A 15629-nucleotide genomic window follows, 5' to 3' on the forward strand; every position below is an offset into this window, starting at 1 on the left:
CGACACGCTCGCAGGCATTTTCGCGGCCGGCATGAAACCGTCCGGCAACAAGGATCCGTTCGCGCTGAGGCGCGCCGCGCTCGGGCTCGCGCGCACGCTCATCGAGGGCGGCCTCGCGCTCGACCTGCGCGCCCAGTTCGACGAAGCGCTCGCGCAGCTCCCGGAAGCGGCGCTCGTCGCCGGCGTGCCGAAGGGCAAGGATGGCCGCGCGCCCGCGTTCGATCCTGCCGGGCGCCGCTCGGCGATCGCCGCCGAGCTGTACGATTTCGTGCTCGACCGCCTGCGCGGCTACTACGTCGATCGGGGCACCCCGGCGGAGGCGTTCGAAGCCGTGCGCGCGCTCGCACCGGGCGACCTCGCCGACTTCGACCAACGTTTGCGCGCGGTGGTCGCGTTCGCCTCGCTTCCCGAGGCGCGCGCGCTCGCCGCGGCCAACAAGCGCATCGGCAACCTGCTGCGCCAGGCGGCCGGGCCCGGAGCCCGCGCGATCGACGCCGCGCTGCTCGAGGTCGCCGCGGAACGCACGCTGCACGACGCGCACGCGGCCGCGCTCGCGGACGTGGCTCCGCTCGCACAGCGGCGCGATTACGTCGGCGTACTGAAGCGCCTCGCGAAGCTGCGCGAACCGATCGACCGCTACTTCGACGAAGTGATGGTCATGGTCGACGACGAGCGCGTGCGCGCGAACCGGCTGGCACTGCTCGGCGCGGTCGCGGACTCGTTCCTGCGCGTGGCCGACATCGCGCTGCTTCCGGCCGCGTAGGACACGCCGCGTGAACGGAGCGCGACTGCGGCCCAAGCCGTACGCGACGAGGTCCGCGCGCGCCCTCCGTCCAGGCGCTGCCGCGGCGCGCGGCCATGGCGTGCGCACCCCGTGTTGCAGATCCTGCGTATACCGTTCACGCGGCGCTCGGTCTCTGCGATTGCGCGTGGCGCGAGCGCGGACTATGGTGGGCGTTCGGCGTGCAGCGGCCGCGCCTGCGACGCAACAACGCGCGGCGCGCCCGGTTTTGTACGATACTTTTCGTTCTCGTTGGAGATGACACTCATGCGCACGTACTGGCTCGCGGCGATCGCCGCCCTCTCTCTGCTCGGCGGCTGCAATTCCTCGACCGACACGGCGGCGACCGACAAGGCCGCGGCGCCGGCGATCGCGCCGGGCGCGGCGATTACCGGCAGCGTGACGCTGCACGATCCCATGACGATCGGAGCCGGCAAGCTCGAGCTGCGTCTCGCCGACGTCGCCCAGCCGCAGCCGCCGATCGCCGAGAAGTCGCTCGATGTGAGCGGCGCGGGGCCGTTCAGCTTCTCGCTCGACTTCGACCGCTCGAAGATCGTCGCGAGTCGCACCTACGTGCTCAACGCGACGCTCGTCGACGGCGATCGCCGCTTCTCCGCCGGTCTCGCCGCGCCCGTCCTCACGCACGGCGCGGGCACGAACGTGCAGATCATGCTCACCGCGGAAGCGACGCCTGCTGAAAACCTCAAGGCGGAGTTCACCAAGCTGCAAGGCCGCATCGGCGGCATGAAGACGGTCAATGGAACCTATACCACCGACACCTCGTCGGTCGCCTGGGACGCCTTCGGCGAAGGCGGCGTCGTCCGCTACGTGCGTGTCAATACCGAGCTCGACGCGGGCGGCCGCTCCGCCGTGTACTACGCATTCAAGGACGGCAAGGTCATGGCCGTGCAGCAGAAGGGCGGCGCACTCGTCGGCTGGGCCGACGACGGCTCGGTGCTCCTCAACGAGAAGCACGGCGGCGGCCAGGTCACGCCGGCCGAGATCGCGTCGATGCACGACGCCGCGATGAAGGCGCTGCAGCTGGCGCAGGAAAAGCTCGACGCCGCGCGCAAGAAGTAGCGCGAAACGAGCTCGCCCGAAGCAGGCTTCGCCTCAAGCTCTTGATGAAGAGGGCGGCCATGGACGGCCGCTCTGGATTCGATGCCCCGAAAGCGGCGGGTCGCAGTGTCGTCGCATCGAAAGCGCGATTGCGGACGATCGCCCAAAAAAAGAAGGCGGCCCATCCTGGGGGTATGGGCCGCCTCGAGTGCGAATCGGCCGCTGCTTCCCTGGGGTGGAAGGTCGCGGCGCCCATCGCGCCGCGACGATAGCGCCGCCTCGCTTTCGGAAAGCTGACAGGCTTACATCCGCAGGCGCCTGCAGTGTCCCGCGACACGACGCCGCAGCGGCGCTGTTCCGGCCGGAACGCGGCCGGCGCGGTGCCCGCACGACGATAGCCGCTTCGACGACGCGCGCGGATCAGGCGCGGCGGAACTCGATGCGCGCACGCGTCCCTCGGCCGTCGGCGCCGTCGAGGATCGCGAAGCGCGCGTCGTGCGCATGCGCGATCTCGTCGACGATGGCGAGGCCGAGTCCGCAGCCGTTGCCGGGCGATCCCGGCAACCGGCGGAACCGTTCGCGCACGAGCATGCGCTGGTCCGGAGGGATACCCGGGCCGTCGTCCTCGACTTCGAGGAACGCGATCGTGCCCGCCGTGCCGCTGCGAACGGTGACGCGGCCGCCCGCGGGCGTGTAGGTGAGCGCGTTGTCGACGAGGTTGCCGAGCAGCTCGCGCAGCAGCCAGAGGCTGCCCAGCGTGCGCGCCGGTGCAGCCTCGGCGCCGAGGTCGATCCGGGCGAGCAGCGAGCGATCGAGGTACTGCGCGACGGCGTCGGTCGCGAGGGCCTCTAGGTCGACCGGCGCGAAGTCGTCGTGCGTCGTCGCCGAACGCTCCGAGCGCGCGAGCGCGAGCAGCTGGTTCGCGGTGTGCGCGAGCCGGCGCGTTCCCTCGTGCAGCGCGAGCAGGCGCGGCCCGAGTCCGTTGCCGCTCGACTCGCGCGCGAGCAGGTCGAGCTGCGCGATGATGCCGGTCAGCGGCGTGCGCAGCTGATGCGCCGCGTCGGCGAGGAACTGCTGCTGCGCACGCGCACTGTCGCGCACGGTCTCGAACAGCGCGTTCAGCGTGTGCACGAGCGGGCGCACCTCGGCCGGTACACGGGCGCGATCGAGCGGCGCGAGGTCGCGCGCGGAGCGCTGCGCGATCTGTTCGCCGAGCGCGCGCAGCGGTCGCACGCCGTAGCGCACGCCGAGCCAGACCAGGAGCAGCGTGCCGGCGAGCTGCACGATGTCGGTCAGCACGACGCTGGTGAGGATGCTGCGGATCGCCGCGCTGCGCTTGCGCGTCGTCTCCGCGATCGTGATCGTCACCGGGGTGCGACCGATCAGAGTCGGATGCGTGACGAAGCGGATCGCCTCTCCGTGCAGCCGGCCGTCGCCGAATTCGGAACCGTCGCCCGCTGCGGGCGCCGCGAGGTCGGCGTCGCCGCTGACGAGGTGACCGTCGCCGTCGCGCACCGCGAAGTAGATCGAGTCGACGCTGTCGGCGCGCAGCACGGCGACCGCCTGCGGCGGCAGGTCGGCGTCGATGCGGCCGTCGGCGTCGGCGTCGCGCAGGTGCGCGGCGACAGCGAGCGCCATTTCGTGCAGCGCACGATCGTACGCGGAACGGATCGTCGCCGAACCGCTCACGTAATCGAAGAACACGCCGATGCCGAGCAGCAGCGCGAGCGGCAGCAACAGCAGGCGCAGCAGCCGCCGGCTCACCGAAGAGGCGGATTCGGGCCCAGTCGGCATCGATCGCGCGGCCTTCCTCAGCCCGGCGCGTCGTCGAGCCGGTAGCCGAGGCCGCGCACGGTACGGATCGGCGCGGCACCGCCGAGCTTGGTGCGCAAGCGCGACACGTACACCTCGATCGCGTTCGCGCCGATGTCCTCGTCCCAGTTCGCGATCGCCTGCAGCAATCGATCCTTGGCGACGACCCGTCCGATGTTGAGCGCGAGACATTCGAGCACGGCCCATTCGCGCCGGGTCAGGCTGACGGCGTTGCCGTCCACCTCGGCGCGGCGCGCGGCGAGGTCCAGACGCAGCGTGCCGATCACGAGTTCGGCGCTCGCCGCGGAGCGGCTGCGCCGGATCAGCGCGCGGCTGCGCGCGACGAGTTCGGGCAACGCGAACGGCTTGACGAGGTAATCGTCGGCGCCGAGGTCGAGGGCATTGACGCGATCGGCGAGCGCATCGCGCGCGGTGAGGATGAGCACCGGCACCGACGTGCCGCCGCGGCGCATGCGCTGCAGCAGTGTCAGGCCGTCGGCACCGGGAAGTCCGATGTCGACGACCGCGAGATCGAACGACTCGGCGCCGAGCGCGGTGCTCGCGCGCTCGGCCGAATCGACGTGGTCGACGGCATAACCGGCTTCGCCGAGGCCGCGCCGGATCGCATCGGCGACGAGCGCGTCGTCTTCGACGACGAGGATGCGCACGGCGTCAGGCGACGCGGCGGCCTTGGCCGCGCTTGAGATGGACGAGCAGCAGCGAGACCGCTGCCGGCGTCACGCCCGAGATGCGGCGCGCCTCGCCGACCGTCTGCGGTTGCACCTGCTTGAGCTTGCCGAGTACTTCGGCCGACAGGCCGCGCACCGCGTCGAAGTCGAACGCGGGCGGTATCGCGGTGTCGTCGTGGCGGCGGCTGCGCTCGATCTCGTCGCGCTGGCGCTCCAGGTAGCCCGCGTACTTGACCGCGACCTCGACCTGCGCGGCGACCGCAGCGTCGTCGACGCCGGGGCCGATGCCGTCCACGCGCGCAAGGTCGCGGTAGCCGACTTCGGGCCGGCGCAGCAGGTCGTGCGCACACGTCTCGCGCGCGAGCGCGATGCCGAGCGTCGCCTCGATCGCGCGCCCGAGCGCGTTCGCCGGCGACGCCCACAGCCCGCGCAGCCGCTCGCTTTCGCGCTCGATCGCATCGCGCTTGCGGCGCGTCGCGTCGTAGCGCTCCTGCGGCACGCAGCCGAGTTCGTGGCCGAGCGCCGTGAGCCGCAGGTCCGCGTTGTCCTCGCGCAGCTGCAGGCGGTACTCGGCGCGCGAGGTGAACATGCGGTACGGCTCGCTGGTGCCGTTGGTGACGAGGTCGTCGACGAGCACGCCGATGTACGCCTCGTCGCGGCGCGGCGTCCACGGCGCGAGCCCGCGCGACGCACGCGCGGCATTGAGGCCGGCGACGAGGCCTTGCGCGGCGGCCTCCTCGTAGCCGGTCGTGCCGTTGATCTGCCCGGCGAAGTACAGCGCTTCGATCGCTTTCGTCTCGAGCGACGCCTTGAGCCCGCGCGGGTCGAAGTAGTCGTACTCGATCGCATAGCCGGGGCGCGTGATGTGCGCCTGCTCGAGGCCGCGGATCGAGCGCACGAGCTCGACCTGCACGTCGAACGGCAGCGAGGTCGAGATGCCGTTCGGATAGATCTCGAACGTCTCGAGTCCCTCGGGCTCGATGAAGATCTGGTGCGAGGCCTTGTCGGCGAAGCGTACGACCTTGTCCTCGATCGACGGACAGTAGCGCGGGCCGGTGCCCTCGATGACGCCGCCATAGAGCGGCGAGCGATCGAGTGCGCCGCGGATGATCGCGTGCGTGCGCTCGCTCGTATGGGTGATCCAGCAGCTGACCTGGCGCGGATGGTCGGCGGCGGAGCCGAGGAACGAGAACACCGGCGCAGGATCGTCGCCGGGTTGTTCCTCCAGCTGCGACCAGTCGATCGTGCGACCGTCGATGCGCGGCGGCGTGCCGGTCTTGAGGCGGCCGACCGGTAGCGCGAGGTCACGCAGCGTCTCGGCCAGGCGTTGCGCCGGCGGGTCGCCCGCGCGGCCGCCCGCGTGCTGGGTGAGGCCGACATGGATCTTGCCCGCGAGGAACGTGCCTGCGGTCAGTACGACGGCGGCGGCGCGGAACTCGAGCCCGGACTGGGTCACGACGCCGGTCACCCGCCCGCCCTCGACCTTCAGCGCGTCGACGCCCTGCTGGAACAAGGTCAGTCCCGGCTGCGTCTCGACCAGACGCCGGATGGCCGCTTTGTACAAAACGCGGTCGGCCTGGCAGCGCGTCGCGCGGACGGCGGGGCCCTTCGACGCGTTGAGGGTGCGCCACTGGATGCCGGCGCGGTCGGCCGCGAGCGCCATCGCGCCGCCGAGCGCATCGATCTCGCGCACGAGATGGCCCTTGCCGATCCCGCCGATCGCGGGATTGCAGCTCATCTGGCCGATCGTCTCGATATTGTGCGTCAACAGCAGCGTACGGGCGCCGCAGCGCGCGCTCGCGAGCGCGGCTTCGGTGCCCGCGTGGCCGCCGCCGACGACAATGACGTCATGGGTATACATGGTGTGCTGCCGACCGCATCCCGGCCGCAAGGTCGGCCGCGTGCGCATTCTAGCAAGGCCACGCACGAATGCTGGCACGGAACGTGCTGCAACCGTCGTACACTCCCACCGACGCACGACGTATGCGAGCACGTCGATGGCCGGAATTCAGGGGCCGGCCTGCGTCGGTGGGAGCACCTTCTTTCTTGCGACCCGTCCTGGATCGCTGACTCCAAGTGGACTGAAGCGCGCGTGCGAGCTCACGGCTTCGGGGTCGTCCAGCAGCGGCCATCCATGGCTGCGCCTCTCACATTTTGCGATCCGTCCGGGATCGCTGCAGCCGGGTTTGCATGGCGTCACCCGCGGCTTAAGGACTTCGAGGCTGACCAATAGCGGCCATCCATGGCCGCACTTCTCACATGAAGCACGGCCTCATGATGCGAGGCGGCCGTCTTCGAAAGAGGGTTAGCCACGATGATCCGACGCAGTCAGCGTCCGCGCGGTTGCGGCGCAGTCGTGTTCGCGAGGGGAAGAGGCTGGCGCCCGGCGGTCGTAGGAACAGGGGGAATCCAAGAGGACCGTGTGCCGGGCGCCAGTGAGCGGCGACAGCGTCGCATGAGGGCGACGAGTCGGACATGGCGTGAACATCGCGCGATCGTGCGCTTGGAGTGACCGGGCGGCCCCTGCGCCCTCCCGGTTGTCGTTCGGACATGCCCATGGCATGGCCCGCCTGGAATCTCCCAGTCGACGTGCCGTCGCATGCCTGCGCGCGACACCCGTTTCTTGACCTTAGCCGCAATCGCCACTGGCAGACTGTGACGATCGTCGCGAACTCCTGCCGGTCTCCGCCGTAGAGGGATTTCCCTCGTCAGGTTTGGACGCAATCCGTCCCCTGCGTGCCGCATGATGCGCGCTCGAAATCACGATCGCAACGCGCTCGGCGCAGATTCGACCTTGGCATGGGCCTTGCTGTGCACTGGCTACAGGGAATCCGGGAGCACGCGCCATGAGCAACATCGCCACCATGAGTATCAATCCGCTCTTCCTGCGCCACGATCTGATGATCGAACTCGGCCGCCTCGAGATGGCCATCGAAGGGGCGCGCGCGGACACGCAACCCGAGGCCACGCTCGACCAGCTCGAAACGCGCTTCGCGAAGATCAATGAAGCACTGAGCAGGCTGCCGGCCTGACCGTACATACGCGCGCGGCGTCGCGCCGCGCGCAACCGGTGGAACAGGGGAAGATCGGAGCCGTGCGGCGCGCGGCTCCGATTTTTTTTTAGGATCGCGGGGCGCGAGGCGCTTGATGCGTCGCGCGCTGCACGTTCGATCCAGGTTCGCCGCGAGGGTGGATCACGCCGCCCGTCGGCGGACCTTCTCGCTCTCGCCACGCAGGTGGCGGATGCGGCGGCGCCGGCCAGGGCCGCCGCATCCCGTCTCGACCCGCCATCGATGCGGCGGTCGCCGCTGCGGGTGAAGACGCATCGTGCTCAGTCGAAGCCGTTCGCGTAGATCGCATCGTCGTGCAGGCAGAGCACGGGCACGCTGTCGCGCTGCCACAGGCCGGCGCCCTGGTGCACCGTGTAGTCGACCGCGTAGACGTCGTGGCGGTAGCCGGTGTTGGAGCGGTCGACGAGATGGAACGCGTACGGCCGCGGGTTGTAGCGACAGCTCGTGATCAATGACGCGTACGGAGGATCGAAGCCGCTGATCTCGCCGCCGATTTCGAGGCCGCTGCCCCAGAAGCTCGTCGTCTGCACTTCCTCGGTGATGCCCTGCGTGTACTCGTAGGCGCCACCGGCCTGCACGGTCGCGATGAAGCCGGCTTCGAGATCGAACTCGGCGCCCACGCGCGTCGAACTTTCGAAGCTCGTATTGCTGCCGACGAGCGTGCTCGCGTCCTGGCTCAGGTTCCAGGTCACCGTGCCGCTCGCGCCGACGACGGTGTTCGGCCAGATCGATGCCTGCAGCAGGCCCGAATAGTTCGTGCAGCCCGGCATCGAGCCGGCTCCGCTCCAGAGCAGGTCGCCGCGTACTTCGATGCTGCGGAACGTCGCCTGCAGCGCATCCCACACGTACGCGTTGAACAGGCCGTCGCCGGCGACCGGATCGCAGACCGCATCCGGGTAGGCCGGCGGCTCGGCGTGCACGTCGCCGAATACCTGGATCTCGGCGACGCGCAGGCTCGCCGTCGCGGGGTTCTGCAGGCGGATATAGCGCGCGCGGAGCATCGTCGACGGGTTGGCCGCGTCGCGCGTCCAGATGTTCCAGCGGTCGAAGCCGACGTCGTCGGCGGTTTCCGGCGCGAACGAGCGCACGCCGCCGCCGGAAGGCACGCCGGAGCCCGTCATCGGGTTCGCCGACGCGTACACGCGAAAGCCCTTCAGTGACGCCTCCTCGCCGTGCGCGGGGAACACGCGGATGTTGGACACGTCGCGCACCTGGCCGAGGTCGATCTGCAGGTACGGTTGCGCGCTCGAGTCCGATTCGGCCGCGGTGGAGAACAGGCCGTCGGTCGCCTTGTCGGCAGCGCTGCCGGCACCGAACGTGGCGTTGCTCGCGACGGGCCGGAACAACGCGATGCTGTTCCAGTCGCGCTGCAGCGGCATCCACTGCGCGGGTGGATGGCCGGGCGAAGCCGCCGGGATCTCCCGGTCCCACGCCTGCGCGTCGCTCGCCGACATGAAGCGACTGCCGTCGATCACCTCGCACATGCGCACAGCACTGTTGCCGTCGACGCCGCCGGCTTCGCTTTCGACCTGGTAGGAGTAGCAGTTGAAGCTGTTCTCCTCGATCACGGCGAGTGCCTCGCCATGGTCCTGCGCGTAACCCTGGTCGACGGTGAACGTGTTTTCGGTACCGTGGATCGCGCCGTAGCTCGATTGGTAGTTGTAGCCGGCCGTCGCGTGCACCGACGCGTTCACGCCGGCGAGTTCCGATCCGACGCCGACGCCGATGTAGGCCGAGACGTCGTGCGAGGTGAAGCTGCCGGACTGCTTCTCGTAGCTCGAGCCACCGCTGGTCGATTCGCCGAACGTCGCGAGCTTGCCCGCCGAACCCTGCAGGCGCTGGAAATAGGGCGGCAGCCAGACCACCTGCCGCAGCTGCGGCTCCTCGACCTGGCGGCAGTCGGTGCCGAGCGTCGCCTGCACCGAATCGCCGTCGAAGTCGCTCGCGAGTAGGTCGAGTGCGGTCATCGATGGGAACGAGGTCGAGTTCTCGCTGAAATGCCGGCCCGCGAAGCTGGCCGGTACCGACGTGTCGGCGAGGCGCCACACCGAGCGCAGCAGCGCATCGCTCGTGTTGCGCGCGATCGTCATGACTTCGGGAATGCCGTCCTTGTCCATGTCGCCGACCGCGACGTTGACGAACGACAGCGCCTGCAGGCTGTCCACCGCGTAGCCCGCCGCGTAGGTCGGCGTGTCCCTCAGGTGGTACATGTAGCCCGGCGTACTGCCGCCCGAGCCGTTGCCGCCCGCGCCCACCGCGATCGTCTGCGCGTACGTGCGCGTGCCGCCGTTGCCGTAGACCTTGAGCGTCACGTTGTAGCTGCCCGCGCTCGTGAACAGGTGCGTGGGGCTCACGTCGTGGATGAGGCCGGTGCCGTCGCCGAAATTCCAGTCCCGCTGCGTGATCGCGCCGGTCGAGGTGTTCGTGAACTGCACCGCCATGCCGCTCTCGACCCAGGTGTAGCCTGCGGCGAGATCGACCTCGGCCTTGTAGACGTCGACCTGCAGGCGCGAATTGGGGTCTGCGCGTGCGAGCACGATCTCCGCCGGCGACACGCGGTCGACGTCGGCGACGGTCGCTTCGAAGCTCGCGACGCCGTTGTCGTTCTCGCCCTGCACGATCCGGCTCGCGTCGTACTCCTGGCCCGCACCGCGACTCGCGAAGCCGATGCCGGTGATCGCATTGGCTCCGTCGCGCGTGGTCGGGAAGTGGTGCAGGCGCTCGCCGATGTAGTTGAAGCCCGACTGCTCGAACTGCATGTGCACGACCAGTTCGGCCGCCGCGCTGTCGACGACGTCGCCCGCGTCGGCTTCGATCTTGAGCACGTTGTCGATGCCGGGCGAGCCGTTCTCGGCCTCGTAGGTCGTGCCGATCGCGCTCGTGAACGTCTTGCTGCCGATCGAGCTGTCGCCCGCGGCTACGGGCAGCTGCGACGTGCTCGGCAGGTATTCGAGCAAGTGGTAGTTCAAGGTGCGCGACGCGCCGAAACTTTGCTCGTCGACGACGACCATCTGCGCGCGGCCGTCGAGCAGCATGTCGCCGGCGGCGAGGCTGAACTGGCCGACGGAGTTCGTGCGCACCCATTCGCCCGCCGCCTGGCCGTCCGCCTGGGCGATGCCGCCACCCGGCGCGCCGGTGAGCACGAACAGGCGCAGCCCGAACGTGGTCGTGCGCACGAGCACCGCGAGTTCCTGTTTCTGGTCGGTCGAGCCGTCGAAGTCGCCGGCCACGATGTCGACGACGTTGAACGGCTGCGCCATCGTCCAGGTGTCGATGAGGCTCGCCGAGGGACCTGCGCCGCGCTCGAACACGCCCAGCTGGAGCGCGCCACTGCCGCTGCGATTCGCCGTGACGACCTCGTCGCGGCCGTCGCCGTCGAGGTCGACGCTGACGGCCTTGAGGAACGTGCTGCCGGCGAGCGCGCCCGGATACAGGCCGTTGCGGAACGTCCGCAGTAACGGATCCCCCGGCGGATCCGCGGGCTGGTATTCGTCGATGTTGCTGAAGGCGCCGCCGGCCGCGACGAGGTCCACGTACTCGGCCTCGCCGCCGAGCGTGACGTGGCGCCCGAACGGCGTCTGGTCGCAGTCCAGCGGAGTCCGCTCGTGCGTCGCGAAACGCGGCAGCGGCGCGGCGACGGCCGCGAACGTGCACAGGCCGGCGAGCGGCAGCGCGAGTCGAAGCGCTCGCGGGACGGATGGGCGATGCATGTGATTCTCCCCAGTGGCATGCGATGCGGTCGCGAACGGCGCGCCGGGCGGCGACGCCGTGCACTGGGGTAAGCGGATTGCGGCGGGCGCGGATATCAGCCCGCGCGGCGTCCGGCCGCAGCGAGGCTGCGTTCGAGGATGTCGGCGAGGTCGGGCGAGAGGCGCTCGCGCGCGAGCATGCGGTCCAGTTCGCGATGCATCAGCGCGCGGCGCACGGGTTCGTAGCGCCGCCACGCGCCAAAGGCCGTCGCGAGACGCGCCGCCACCTGTGGCGTGAGGCCATCCAGCTGCAGGATCGCGTCCGCCACGAGGCGGTAGCCGAAGCCGTCGGCGCGGTGAAATGCGCGCGGATTGCGCAGCGCGAATGCGCCGAGCAACGCATGGACGTTGTTCGGGTTTCCCCAACGGAACGCCGGATGTCCGAGCAGCGTGGCGACGCGCTCGCCTGCGCGCGGATCGGCCTCGGTCGCCTGCAGGGCAAACCACTTGTCGAGCACGAGCGCGTCGCCTGCATGGCGGGCGGCGAAATCCGCGAGGGCGGACTCGGCCTCGCTGTCGCGCGCGCTCACGAGCACGCCGAGCGCGGCGAGGCGATCGGTCAGGTTCCGCGCGCGCGCGTACTGCTCGCGGGCGAGCGGTGCGTGCGACACGTCCGCGCGGCAGAGCGCCGCAAGGCATGCATTGCGCAGTCGACGGCGCGCCTGCGCAGGTGGATCGACGGCGGCGCCGTCGCCGTCGCCGAGTGCGTGGTAGCGCCGCAGCAGCGGCGCGCCGAGCGCGATCGCGAGGCCCGTTTCGATGCGCGCGCGCGCCTGATGCACCGCCTCGGGGTCGACATCGTCGAGGCCGTCGGCGAGCGAGGTCGGATCGGCGACCGTCAACATCTCCGCGGCCAGCGCGGGATCGACGTCCGCATCCTCGACCGCGCTGCCGACGCAGCCGGACCAGGCGGAAAACAGCGTGGCTTCCGGCTCGCCGTGCGCGAGCGCCTGCGCGAACAACCGGCGTGCGAGCGCATCGCTCGCGAACCAGCGGTTGAAGCCGTCGCTGTCGTGGCGCGCGAGCGCGGCGAGCGCCTGCGCGGGCGTGTCCTGCACGAGGCGCACCGGTGCCGAGAAGCCGCGCAGCAACGACGGCGTCGGTGCCTCGCCGACGTCGACGAAGAGGAACGTCGCCGTATCGCCGGCGAGCAGCAGCACGCGCTCCTGCGCCGCGCAGCGCGGGTCCTCGCCGTCGAGGCGCAGCGGCAGGGCGCGGCCGCCGCGGTCGAACAGGGCAACCGCCACCGGGATCGGCAGCGCGTGCTTGTCGGGTTGCGCCGGCGTCGGCGGCGTCCGCTGTTCGAGCGTGAGTTCGTAGCATCGGCGCCGGCCATCATGGCGACCGTGCGCGCGCAGCTCCGGCGTGCCGGCCTGGGCGTACCAGCCGAGCCAGGGCGACAGGTCGCTGCCGTTGGCGTCGCCGAGCGCGGCGAGAAACTCCTCGATCGTCGCGGCGCTGCCGTCGTGGCGCGCGAAGTAGAGGTCGAGTCCGCGCCGGAACCCTTCGCGGCCGAGCACGAGCGCAAGCATGCGTACGATCTCGGCGCCTTTCTCGTACACGGTCGCGGTATAGAAGTTGTTGATCTCGCTGTAGCGGTCCGGGCGCACCGGATGCGCGAGCGGGCCCGCGTCCTCGCTGAACTGGGCCCGCCAGAGCAGGCGTACGTCCTCGATCCGGCGCAACGTGCGCGAGCCGAGGTCCGACTCGAACTCCTGCTCGCGGTAGACCGTCAGCCCTTCCTTGAGGCAGAGCTGGAACCAGTCGCGGCACGTCACGCGATTGCCGCTCCAGTTGTGGAAGTACTCGTGGCCGACGACGGCGAGCACGTGGCGATGGTCGTCGTCGGTCGCGCTCGCGGCATCGGCGAGAAGGTACTTCGCATTGAAGATGTTGAGTCCCTTGTTCTCCATCGCGCCCATGGTGAAGTCGTGGGTGGCGACGACATGGAACGCGTCGAGGTCGTAGCAGCGGCCGAAACGCTGCTCGTCCCAGCGCATCGCGTGCTCGAGGCAGTCCATCGCCCAGCCGCACCGTCCGATCGCATCGGCTTCGGCATGGATGACGAGGCGAACGCGGCGGCCCTCCGCGGTGACGAACGCGCGCTCGATCGACTCGAGCCGGCCGGCGACGAGCGCGAACAGGTAGCTCGGCTTCGGATGCGGGTCGACGAATCGCGCCCAGTGCCGCCCGTCGTCGAGGTCGCCGTCGCCGACGGCGTTGCCATTCGCGAGCAGCACCGGGTAGCGCGCGCGGTCCGCGCGCAAGGTCACCGTGTAGCGCGCGAGCACGTCGCTGCGGTCGAGGAACGGCGTGATGCGGCGGAAACCCTCGGCTTCGCACTGGGTCAGCAGGAAGCCGTGCTCGCGCGTACCGCTGAGGTAGAGTCCCTGCAGCGACGTGTTGCGTTCGGGCACGATGCGTACGCGCGATTCGAGCACGAGCGGACCACGCGCGCCGGGCACGACCAGGCGGCCGTCGCCGAGCACGAACTCGCCCTCGCCGAGCACGCGTCCGTCGATCCGCAGCTCGAGCAGTTCGAGCGCTTCGGCATCGAGCGCGAGCGGTTCCGAGGCGTCGTCCTGGCGCAGGGCCAGCCGCGCACGCACGATCGTCGACGCCGCGTCGAGGTCGACGTCGAGCTCGACGTCGTCGACGCGCCAGCCCGGCGCACGGTAGTCGCGCAGGAAGCGGGTCGGCTTGGCCCCGGCGGAATCGTTCATCGGCGGGAATGCGGCGGGATGGAACGGGGACGGCAGGCTAGCATGCGCGCCGCGCGCGCGTGTATCGTCACGCGCTCCGCCCGCCCGACGCCGAGAACATGCCAGCGCATGCACTGCCCGATCTCCGCGCGATCGAAGCCGCGGCCGAGCGCATCGCGCCGTATGCCTACCGCACGCCCGTGATGCGCTCGCGCTCGCTCGACGAGCTCGCCGGCGCGGAACTGCACTTCAAGTGCGAGCACCTGCAGCGTGTCGGTGCCTTCAAGTTCCGCGGTGCCTGCAATGCCGTCTGGTCGCTCGACGAAGCGGAAGCGCTGCGCGGCGTCGTCACCCATTCGTCCGGCAACCACGGCGCTGCGCTCGCACTCGCCGCGCGCACGCGCGGCATTCCCGCGCACGTGGTCGTGCCGGAAGGCGCGGTGCGCTCCAAGGTCGCCGCGATCGAAGCGTACGGCGCGACCCTGCATCGCTGCGCGCCGACGATCGCGGCGCGCGAGGACGCGGCCGAACGGGTACGCCGCGAGACGGGCGCTGCGTTCGTGCATCCATACACCGATCCGCGCGTGATCGCGGGCCAAGGCACGGCCGCGCTCGAACTCGTGCGCGAGGTCGACCACCTCGACGCGCTGATCGCGCCGATCGGGGGCGGCGGCCTGATCGGTGGCAGCGCGCTCGTCGCGCGCGCGCTCGCGCCGCATGCGGCGGTGTTCGCGGCGGAACCCAGCGGAGCCGCCGACGCGTACGAATCGCTGCGCCGCGGCTCGCGCGTGACCGACACCGTGCCGGACACCATCTGCGACGGCTTGCGCGCCACGATCGGCGAGATCAACCTCGAGCTGCTCGAAGCATGCGCGGTGCGCGTGTTCACCGTCGCGGATGCCGATACGCTCGCGGCGCAACGGCTGATCGCGGCGCGCCTCAAGCAGGTGGTCGAGCCGTCTTCGGCGATCGCGCTCGCCGCGGTGTTAGCGCATCGCGACGCGTTCGCCGGCCGTCGCGTCGGCATCATCCTGTCCGGCGGAAACGTCGACTGACCGGCGGAGTCGGAACCATGTGGATGGATGCACTGCTCGCCTATGTCCACTTCGCGGCTATCTTCGCGATGATCGGATGCCTGTCGGCCGAGTGGACGCTGTTGCGCGCCGGCGCCGAAGCCGTCGATGCCGAACGGCTCGCGCGTGCCGACGCGGGCTATGGCGCGCTCGCCGGCATCGTGCTGCTGAGCGGCGCACTGCGTGCGGTGTACGGCCTCAAGGGCTGGGCGTTCTACGCGCACAACCCGGTGTTCCACTTCAAGCTCGGCCTGTTCGTGCTCGTCGGCTTGCTGTCGATCCTGCCCACGCGCGCGTTCCTGCGCTGGCGTCGCGCGCGCCGCGCCGATCCGCACTGGCGCGTGCCCGCGGCAGAGTGGCGCAACGCGCGTCGCTGGCTCGTCGTCGAACTGCACCTGCTCGCGCTGATCCCGCTCGCCGCGGTGATCATGTCGCGCGGATTGCGGTTCGCATGATCCGCGCGCCGACCGTCGCGACACGGCCATCCGCGGTTGGCAGGCTTCAACCCGCGCGGCGAAGGCTGACCAACGCGAGCGCGGCGATGATGAGCACGATGCCTGCGCCCTCGGGCGCGGTCGGCACTTCGCCGAGCAGCAGCCAGGCGAACGCGATGCCGGCGATCGGGATCGCGAGGCTCGACAGGCCGGCCACGTTCGCAGGCAGGCGCGCGACGACGTACGACCACAGGAGCCA

11 protein-coding genes are annotated in these 15629 nt (G+C 70.4%); 5 read left to right on the forward strand and 6 right to left on the reverse strand.

Annotated features, from left to right (window positions below; all coding sequences use genetic code 11):
- Both VI238_RS13715 and VI238_RS13720 read left to right on the forward strand, forming a co-directional pair.
- A partial coding sequence (locus VI238_RS13715) for a glycine--tRNA ligase subunit beta (RefSeq protein WP_331652295.1) occupies positions 1–763 on the forward strand: 763 nt, incomplete at its 5' end.
- Between the two features lie 285 nt (positions 764–1048).
- Positions 1049–1861 carry a YbaY family lipoprotein gene (locus tag VI238_RS13720; RefSeq protein WP_331652297.1) on the forward strand — a complete coding sequence of 271 codons (813 nt, stop codon included), beginning with the start codon at positions 1049–1051 and terminating at the stop codon, positions 1859–1861.
- A gap of 399 nt (positions 1862–2260) precedes the next feature.
- Here the strand turns inward: VI238_RS13720 and VI238_RS13725 are convergent, their stop codons facing one another.
- Genes VI238_RS13725 through mnmG form a run of 3 tightly spaced genes read right to left on the reverse strand, consistent with a single transcriptional unit; the run spans position 2261 to position 6202 of the window.
- The gene (locus VI238_RS13725) at positions 2261–3604 is read right to left on the reverse strand and encodes a sensor histidine kinase N-terminal domain-containing protein (protein WP_331652299.1); all 1344 of its coding nucleotides are present in this window, start codon (positions 3602–3604) and stop codon (positions 2261–2263) included.
- Between the two features lie 47 nt (positions 3605–3651).
- Positions 3652–4320: a response regulator gene (locus VI238_RS13730; protein ID WP_331652301.1), complete on the reverse strand. Its 669-nt coding sequence runs from the start codon at positions 4318–4320 to the stop codon at positions 3652–3654.
- Between the two features lie 4 nt (positions 4321–4324).
- Positions 4325–6202 (reverse strand): tRNA uridine-5-carboxymethylaminomethyl(34) synthesis enzyme MnmG, encoded by a 1878-nt coding sequence (mnmG, locus tag VI238_RS13735; RefSeq protein ID WP_331652303.1) that lies wholly within the window; start codon positions 6200–6202, stop codon positions 4325–4327.
- A gap of 985 nt (positions 6203–7187) precedes the next feature.
- Between mnmG and VI238_RS13740 the strand changes: the two genes are divergently transcribed.
- Entirely contained in the window at positions 7188–7373 is a 186-nt protein-coding gene (locus tag VI238_RS13740) for a hypothetical protein (RefSeq protein ID WP_331652305.1), read from the forward strand.
- 299 nt (positions 7374–7672) lie between these two features.
- Here VI238_RS13740 and VI238_RS13745 read toward each other — a convergent pair whose 3' ends face one another.
- Positions 7673–11122, reverse strand: coding sequence for a PKD domain-containing protein (locus VI238_RS13745; protein WP_331652307.1), 3450 nt, complete (start codon positions 11120–11122; stop codon positions 7673–7675).
- Positions 11123–11217: 95 nt separating this feature from the next.
- Positions 11218–13884: an aminopeptidase N gene (gene pepN / locus VI238_RS13750; protein WP_331652309.1), complete on the reverse strand. Its 2667-nt coding sequence runs from the start codon at positions 13882–13884 to the stop codon at positions 11218–11220.
- 98 nt (positions 13885–13982) lie between these two features.
- Here pepN and VI238_RS13755 point away from each other — a divergent pair, with 98 nt between their 5' ends.
- Both VI238_RS13755 and VI238_RS13760 read left to right on the forward strand, forming a co-directional pair.
- Positions 13983–14918 carry a pyridoxal-phosphate dependent enzyme gene (locus tag VI238_RS13755; protein WP_331652311.1) on the forward strand — a complete coding sequence of 312 codons (936 nt, stop codon included), beginning with the start codon at positions 13983–13985 and terminating at the stop codon, positions 14916–14918.
- 23 nt (positions 14919–14941) lie between these two features.
- Complete coding sequence (locus tag VI238_RS13760; RefSeq protein WP_331652313.1) at positions 14942–15391, forward strand: DUF2214 family protein; 450 nt, start codon at positions 14942–14944, stop codon at positions 15389–15391.
- 46 nt (positions 15392–15437) lie between these two features.
- On the opposite strand, the gene VI238_RS13765 is transcribed toward VI238_RS13760, so the two are convergent.
- Positions 15438–15629: DMT family transporter (locus tag VI238_RS13765; RefSeq protein WP_331652315.1), on the reverse strand; the 192-nt coding region annotated here is incomplete at its 5' end.

Origin of the sequence: Dokdonella sp. (assembly GCF_036518555.1) — a bacterium.
GTDB lineage: Bacteria > Pseudomonadota > Gammaproteobacteria > Xanthomonadales > Rhodanobacteraceae > Dokdonella_A.

Coding starts and splice junctions, on each gene's coding strand:
- VI238_RS13720 (WP_331652297.1), top strand. CDS start 1,049: ATGCGCACGTACTGGCTCGCGGCGATCGCCGCCCTCTCTCTGCTCGGC.
- mnmG (WP_331652303.1), bottom strand. CDS start 6,202: ATGTATACCCATGACGTCATTGTCGTCGGCGGCGGCCACGCGGGCACC.
- VI238_RS13740 (WP_331652305.1), top strand. CDS start 7,188: ATGAGCAACATCGCCACCATGAGTATCAATCCGCTCTTCCTGCGCCAC.
- VI238_RS13745 (WP_331652307.1), bottom strand. CDS start 11,122: ATGCATCGCCCATCCGTCCCGCGAGCGCTTCGACTCGCGCTGCCGCTC.
- pepN (WP_331652309.1), bottom strand. CDS start 13,884: ATGAACGATTCCGCCGGGGCCAAGCCGACCCGCTTCCTGCGCGACTAC.
- VI238_RS13755 (WP_331652311.1), top strand. CDS start 13,983: ATGCCAGCGCATGCACTGCCCGATCTCCGCGCGATCGAAGCCGCGGCC.
- VI238_RS13760 (WP_331652313.1), top strand. CDS start 14,942: ATGGATGCACTGCTCGCCTATGTCCACTTCGCGGCTATCTTCGCGATG.